At 60.8% G+C, this 1,306-nt stretch carries 2 protein-coding genes; both read right to left on the bottom strand.

Annotation, left to right across the window (positions count from 1 at the left end; all coding sequences use genetic code 11):
- A partial coding sequence (locus tag Q7T36_RS04215; protein WP_370690045.1) for a POTRA domain-containing protein occupies window positions 1–302 on the bottom strand: 302 nt, incomplete at its 3' end.
- Window positions 303–314: 12 nt separating this feature from the next.
- The coding region (gene rseP, locus Q7T36_RS04220) for an RIP metalloprotease RseP (protein ID WP_304844388.1) at window positions 315–1,306 on the bottom strand (992 nt) is incomplete at its 5' end.

Consider the following 1,306-nt stretch of genomic DNA (forward strand, 5'->3'; position numbering starts at 1 on the left):
GTGGGACGCTCTTCAACAATCACGACCAGCACGTCGCCGCTGACTTCAAGCCGGACATCCTTGAACAAACCCAAGCCAAACAGCGCGCGAATCGCCGTGGAGCCTTTGTCGTCGCTATAGGTTTCGCCTACGCGAAAAGGCAGCGACGCGAAAATCGTTCCCGGCTCCACGCGCTGCAATCCCTCCACCCGGATATCACGAACCGTAAACGGATCAACGGCCCAAGCAGGGTTGATCAGGCACAAACCGGCGGCAATAGCGCAAACTGCACGAACTTTGAATCGATTGAATTGTTTTTGCATGAAGTGTTGGAATTAGCCCAAAAGTCGGGCGACATCATTAAACAGGGCGATAGACATCATGCCCAGGAGGATGGCAACGCCACCGCGCTGCAAGCGGTCCATCCACACGTCAGACACGCTGCGGCCGGTAATGCCCTCCCAAAGATAATACATCAGGTGTCCGCCATCCAAAACCGGCAGCGGCAGCAAGTTGAGAACGCCCAGGCTCACGCTGATCAGCGCAAGAAAAAGCAGATAGGAAGTCCAGCCCATGCTGACCGATTTCCCGGCGTAATCCGCGATGGTCAGTGGTCCGCTCAGGTTCTTCAGCGAAGCCTCGCCAATGACCATTTTCCCCATCATCTTCAGCGTCAAAAGCGACACTTCCCAGGTGCGAACGGCGCCCTGCCACAAGCCATCAAGGGGACCGTAGCGCACCGTCACGAATTCGGGGGGCTCACCCACATAAGCACCGATTCGGGCGACAGTGGCGCCCTGCTCCTGCTTGACCAGCGGACTCACCTGCAGCACCAGCGCCTGGCCAGAACGCAGGATTTCCCAACGCTGCGGCGCTGAGGCCGTGGTTCCAGCCGATGCCGGCGCAAAGTTGCGTATGGTTTCACGCAACTGCTGGCCGTCCACGATGACACGGCCCTCCACGCGCTTCACCAGATCCCCGTCACGCAGACCGGACTTTTCAGCGGCACCGCCCGCCATGACCTGTCCAATCACCGGCCTGGTCCATGGGCCGAGGATGCCGATTTTCTGGAATAACCGGGCGTCCGCCTCGGCCGCATCGAGTTGGCTGAGCGGCAGCAGTACCGTTCGGGTTGCGGTGGCAGAATCGTAGCCAAGCACCAGCGTCAGGTCGCGGCCGTCAAGGGCGCCTTGCGTGAGGCGCCAGCGCAGGTCCTCAAACGAGCGAACGGCTTCCAGCGTGTCCCCCTCAAAAGCGGCCTGCTGCACAACTTCCTCGCCACGCAGGCCTGCCCGCTCGGCCAGCGAGCCGGCCACTGGACTGGCCA

The organism is Fluviicoccus sp. (assembly GCF_030646115.1).
Lineage (GTDB): Bacteria > Pseudomonadota > Gammaproteobacteria > Pseudomonadales > Moraxellaceae > Fluviicoccus.